This window comes from Variovorax sp. 20P10.2.4 (assembly GCF_058244205.1).
Genome location: NZ_JBZAYE010000470.1, coordinates 1 through 5,865, shown reverse-complemented (window position 1 = coordinate 5,865; position 5,865 = coordinate 1). Strand labels below are relative to the sequence as shown.

Genomic DNA, 5,865 nt, shown 5'->3' with positions numbered 1-5,865 from the left:
GTGCGGCACGGCTTGGCCTGCGCCGCCGCCGGCGTGGCGGCGCCCAGCAGCAGCCATGGCGCGATCGCCGTCGCGATCAGCACCATCGCAGCAACGGGCATGGATCGCGTCTGGCAAATCATCAGCGGGGAAATGTAGAGCGGCCGGCGGCGCTCCACATCTCGCCAAACGGCCACCTTCCGAACGGCATAGGGGGCACGGGGCGAGAAGGAAATCGAAAGGCTACGGTTTCGCGTGGCCCGCGGCCGGTGTCAGGGCAACCACTGCACCCAGAGCATCACCAGCGTGAGCGTGACCAGCGCCAGCAGCGTGGAGACCGCGACGCTGGCGGTCACCAGGTCCTCGGCGCTGCGGTAGCGCTGCGAGAACAGGAACACGTTGGCGCCGATCGGCAGCGCGGCCGCGACCACCATCACCGTGAGCGGAATGCCGCGCACGCCGAGCGCCCAGCCGATGATCGCCACCAGCAGCGGATGCAGCAGGTTCTTGACGCCGGCCTGCACCATGGCGCTGCGCCAGTGGCGCCCCACCGGCGTGAGCGCCAGCGTGATGCCCACCATCACGAGCGCCACCGGGCCGAAGGCCTGGCCCAGCAGCTCGATGGTGCGGTCGACCGGCTGCGGCATGACCCAGCCGCTCTGCGCGAACAGCAGGCCCGCGATGATCGGCAGCGGCACCGGATGGATGATGGCGTTGCGCAGCGCGCGCAGCACGGTGCGCAGCATCGAGCGCTTCTCGGCGCCGCTCACCACCGCGTGCTCGCGCGCCACCGCGAGCTCGAGCACCACGGTGGCGCTGGTCATCAGCACCAGCGAATGCAGCGAGATCAAGGTCAGCAGCACCACCATGCCGGCCTCGCCATAGGCCAGGCCGACCAGCACGATGCCGATCATCACGGTGTTGCTGTAGGTGTTGGCGAGCGCGAGCACCGCGCCCGTGCGGTTGAAGCCACGCAGCGCCAAGGTGGCCGCGAACAGCAGCCCCGAGGCGATGAAGTAGGCGGCCACCGGCTTGAAGCGCAGTTCCTCGACGTGCACGCCGCTCATCGCGCGGAACAGCAGCGCCGGCGCGAGCAGCAGGAAGATCAGGTTGGAGAGGTCCTTGACCGCGGGGCCGCCGATCCAGCGGCGCCTCCCGGCCAGGTAGCCCGCCGCGATCAGCAGCACGACGGGCAGGAGGGAGGAGATGACGAACGAATTCACCGGTCGAGGATAGCCGAGCGTTCGCGCCCGCCTCCCTCCCCCGCCGGGGGAAGGAGGCCCCGTCCGGTCAGAAGGTCACGCGCACGCCCACCTTCAGCGACCGCCCCGGCAGCGGTGCGGCCGGGTACACCGTCGTCGTCAGGATCGAGGTCGCGCTGTAGGCCAGCTTGTTGCCGATGTTGTCGACGCGCGCATACCAGGTGAGGTTGGCGCGCTGCACCTTCATGCGGTAGGCGATCGAGGCGTTCCACAGCGTGTAGGCATCGGTCTCGCGCGCGCCGACGCCGGGCACGCGGTGCTGCGCGGCGTTGTAGTCGAAGCCGACGCGGCCGCTCCACGGGCCGTTGCCGTAGACCAGCGTGGCGCCCACGCGCACCGGCGCGATGCGCGGCAGCGGCTCGCCGGTGTCGGTGTTCTTCGCGCGCACCAGGTCGCCGCGCCACTCGAGATCGAGCGTGCCGGCGTCGGCCATGCGCGCGAAGCCGTCGCTGCCCAGCAGGCGCAGGTTGCCGCTGGCCTCGATGCCGGTGAAGCGCGCGCGCACGCCGTTGTAGAGGTACTCGGCCAGCGTGTCGGTGACCTCGGGATCGGTCACGACCTGGCCTTCCTCGTCGAGCGTGCGGCCCGAGGCGGTCAGGCCGATGTAGTTGCGAAAGCGCGTGACGTAGGCGTTGACGCGCGCCGTGTTCGGCCCCGACTTCCATTGCGCGCCGAGGTCGAAGCCGGTCGACTGCTCCTTGCTGAGGTTGGGGTTGCCGACCTCCCACGCGGCCGTGGCCACGTGCGGCCCGTTGGCCAGCAGCTCGTAGTCCTTGGGCGCGCGCTCGGTGTAGGCGATGTTCGAGGTCAGCTGCCACTGCGGCGCGAGGTTGACCAGGGCGCCGAAGGCGGCGCTGTTCGGGTTGAAGGTGCGCTCGCCGATCGCGAAGCGGTTGATGCTCGGATCGTCGGGATAGCCGAGCGAGCGCACGGTGACGCGCTCGGTGCGCGCGCCGAAGCTCAGCTTGCCCCACGAGGTGCCCATCTCCTCGTAGAGGAACAGCGCGCGCGAGCGCGTGCGGCTGTGCGGCGCGAAGGCTTCCTCGCCGTCGGCGGCGAAGCGGTTGGTCTCGGCGCTGAAGCCCATCAGGCCTTCCAGCGGCCCGATCTTCTCGTGCCGCACCTCGACGCGCAGGTCGTTGCTCATGTTCGAGAAGGTGGTGCCGGCCTCGGCGCCCTCGAACTCGGTGTGGCGGTAGTTGGTGTGGCTGAGCTTGGCGTGGACGCTGCGGATGATGCCGCCCGGGCGCCATTCGCCCTCGATCGCGTAGCGATCGGACTTCATCGCGATGGTCACGTCGTCCTCGGCCACGGTGCCGTAGTTGCTGCGGTAGGTGCTCGCCGAGGCGCCGATCCAGCCCCGGTCGAAGAACAGCGTGCCGCCGATCGCGCCACCGTGCGCCTCGTTGGCCGAGTTGCAGATCTTGCGCGCGCGCCAGGGCGAGCCGGGCTTCTCGCAGTTCAGGTCGATCGGCGCCGAAACGTCGCTCGAGTCGCGCTTGAAGGCATCGGCATGCAGCGCGAAGCGGCCGTTGCCGCCCTCGAGCATCACGGCGCCGTTCTTCTCGCGGTTGCCGGTGGCATAGCCGAGGTCGGCACGGCCGCCGAAGCCCTCGATCGGCTCGCTCGGGATGCGGTTGTCGATCAGGTTGACCACGCCGCCGACCGCGCTGCCGCCGTACTGCAGCGCCGACGGGCCGCGCAGCACCTCGACGCGCTCGGTGACCAGCGCGTCGACCGGCACCGCGTGGTCGTAGCTCAGCGCCGAGGCATCGGGCGCGCCGCCGCCGTTCTGCAGGATGCGGATGCGGTCGCCGTCTTGGCCGCGGATGATCGGCCGGCTGGCGTTGGGGCCGAAGTAGGTGCTGCTGACGCCGGGGATGTTGTCGAGCGTCTGGCCCAGCGTGGACTGCGAGCGCAGCAGCAGTTCGTCGCCCGAGAGCGTGGTGGTGGGCGCGATCAGGTCGCTGGCGCCCAGCGGGTTGCCGGTGACGGTGATCTCGCGCAGGCTGGTGGTGGGTTGCGGGTTCGGCGAGGGATCGGCGGGTGCGGTCTGGGCCAGGGCCGCGGCCGTGGCGAGCGAGAGAACGGCGGCGCCAATGGCGTTGCGACGGAATTGGGGGGTCATGAATGAAAACTCGTTGAATCGATGAACGACCGCCAGCCGCCCGTGCGCGACGGGCGGCGGCGAATCGGAAACAGGAAATTCAGCGAGCCGGAGGCGGGCCGCGCGCCTCGAACGGCGCGAGCCAGCGCACGACGACCTGGCCCTGCAGGTAGGCGAAGCTCGCCGCGGGCAGCTGCATCGGCAGCAGCACCAGCGGCACGCCCAGGGCGCCGGAGCCGTGCGCGAGCCGGTCGTACAGCCGGCACTCGGCATCGGTGCGATCGCCGAACAGGGCATGCAGCCAGCCGTGCCGGGCGGCGGGAGCATGCGCCTGCGCTTCATGCACGCCCTGCGTCGCGCCGGCGGCCATGGCCGTGCGCCGGGCCTCCACGGTCCGGGTCCAGTCGCCCGGCACGTGCAGCGTGGCATGCACGAGCCCGAGGGTCGACGCCGCCCACACCGCAAGCAGCAGCGTGAGAACGACGGCGCGCGACAGCCTCGAATGCTTCATCAGAAGTGCGTGGTCATGCTCATGTAGACGCTGCGCCGCGTGCCGTATTGCGGCGCGCCCACGCCGACGCCGGTGCCGTCGCGCAGCAGGTAGCTCTTGTCGAACAGGTTCAGGATCGCGACGCGGCCGACCACGTCGCTGCCCGAGGCGTACTTCCAGGTGTGGGCGTAGGCGGCGTTGACCACCGTGTAGTTCGGCAGCGCGGCGCTGTTGGGCGCGCCGCCGTCGGGCGTGCGGCGCAGGCCGCTGCCGAAGATCACGTCGCCGCTGATCTGGTCGTCGCCGAAGCGGTAGCTGGCGCCGGCCGAGGCCGTCCAGGTCTGGTCATGGTCCAGGTACACATCGTGGTTGGCGATGTAGCCCAGCTCGTCGGCGCCGAACAGCGACTGGCTCGACACGATGTTCCTGCCCATCGCCTTCTGGTGGGCCAGGTTCGCGTAGGCCGACCAGTGCTCGTCGTTGTAGCGCGCCGACAGCTCCACGCCGCGCGCGAAGCCGTCGGCGTAGTTGAACGGCGACAGGATCAGCGCCTGGCCGAACTGGCCTTCGTCGACCAGGTTCGTGATGTTCTTGTAGTAGACGTCGGCCGACAGCGACAGGTTCGGGCTCAGCTTGTGGTCCACGCCCAGGTCGAAGTAGTGGGTGCGCTCGGCCTTCACCGGGTCGGAAACGGCGATCTCGGGTTGGTTGGTGGTGCCCGCGTAGAGATTGATGCTCTGCTGCGACGCCAGCTCCTGCGGCGGCGGCGTGAAGTAGCGCGCGTAACCCGCGTGCAGCGCCGTGTCGTCCGACAGCTTGTACGCGAGGTTCAGCCGCGGGCTCCACTGGTGCTCCTTGGTGAAGGCATCGACGCTGTCGTAGCGCAGGCCGTAGTTGAGCGTGAGCTTCGGGTCGATGCGCCACTCGTCCTGCAGATAGAGGCTGGCGAGCTGGCCGACCTTGCCGGAGTCGTCGTTGATCAGCAGCGGCGTGTCGCCGGCCTGCGCGCCGCTGTCGTCGACCGGGAACACGTTCACCGCATTGATGCTGCGCGTGGTCTGCCGCGTGTAGGCGCCGCCGAAGCGCAGCGTGTGCGCGCTGCCGAGCTTGTACGAGGCATCGGCCTGGAGGCCGTTGGACGAATTCGAGCGCAGGGTGTCCGAGGCCACGCCGTTGTAGACCAGGTCGCCCACCGGGTCGGGCAGGTAGTGCAGGTTCGAGTACTGGTGGAAGGCCGAGACCTGGAAGTCGAGCGCGCCGAGCGTCTTCTGGAACGACAGCGCGACGAAGCGCGTGGCCTCGGTCTGCCGCTCGCGCACGTCGGACGACGGCAGCGCATTGAAGCCCGAGCCCAGGTCGCTGAAGCCGGCGAGCGAGAAGGCCGGGGCCTGGCCGGGATTGGTCGGGATCTGGAACTTGCCGTTGTAGGTGCCGAACATCAGGCCCAGCCGCGTGTCAGCGTCGAGGTAGTACGACAAGGTGCCGAAGGTCTTGCCCTGGCGCGTGCGGTCGTTCTGCGCGTTCAGCGTGGGCTGGGGGTTCTCGATGCCGCTGGTGTTGGACACCAGGCTGCCCGACAGGTAGTAGCTCAGGTTGCCCGTGGTGCCGTAGAACGACGCGTTCTCCTCCAGCGTGTTGTGGCTGCCGAAGGTGAAGCCGAGCGAGCCGCCGGGCTTGCCGAGGCCCTGTTTGGTCTGGATGTCGACGATGCCGGCGGTGCGCAGGCCGTACTGCGCGGGCAAGGCGCCGGTGAGGAAATCGACCGAGTCGATGTAGCGCGTGTCGAGCGACTGGCCGAAGCCCGAGATGCCCTCGGGCAGCTGCACGCCGTTGACGCGGTACTGCACGTTGCCGTGGTCGTCGCGCACGTGCAGCGAGCCCGAGGCCTTGGAATCCTTGGCGACGCCCGGCAGGGTCAGCAGCACGTCGTCCAGCGGCGTGGCGTCGCCCTTGCCGAGCGCGTCGATGGCCGAGCGGTCGATGCGGTAGACCGTGGCGCCGACCGCGGGCGACAGCTCCATGCGCGC

4 protein-coding genes are annotated in these 5,865 nt (G+C 69.8%); all 4 read right to left on the bottom strand.

Translation table 11 applies throughout. The features are described from left to right. Positions 1-251: 251 nt before the first annotated feature. On the bottom strand, positions 252-1,202 hold the full coding sequence (locus tag AC27VN_RS30500) for an AEC family transporter (protein WP_490878978.1): 951 nt from the start codon (positions 1,200-1,202) through the stop codon (positions 252-254). A 67-nt stretch (positions 1,203-1,269) separates the two neighbouring features. Next, complete coding sequence (locus tag AC27VN_RS30495; RefSeq protein ID WP_490878977.1) at positions 1,270-3,369, bottom strand: TonB-dependent receptor; 2,100 nt, start codon at positions 3,367-3,369, stop codon at positions 1,270-1,272. A gap of 79 nt (positions 3,370-3,448) precedes the next feature. Then, positions 3,449-3,859 carry a hypothetical protein gene (locus AC27VN_RS30490; protein ID WP_490878976.1) on the bottom strand — a complete coding sequence of 137 codons (411 nt, stop codon included), beginning with the start codon at positions 3,857-3,859 and terminating at the stop codon, positions 3,449-3,451. Beyond that, the coding region (locus AC27VN_RS30485; RefSeq protein WP_490878975.1) for a TonB-dependent receptor at positions 3,859-5,865 on the bottom strand (2,007 nt) is incomplete at its 5' end. The genes AC27VN_RS30485 and AC27VN_RS30490, both read right to left, overlap by 1 nt.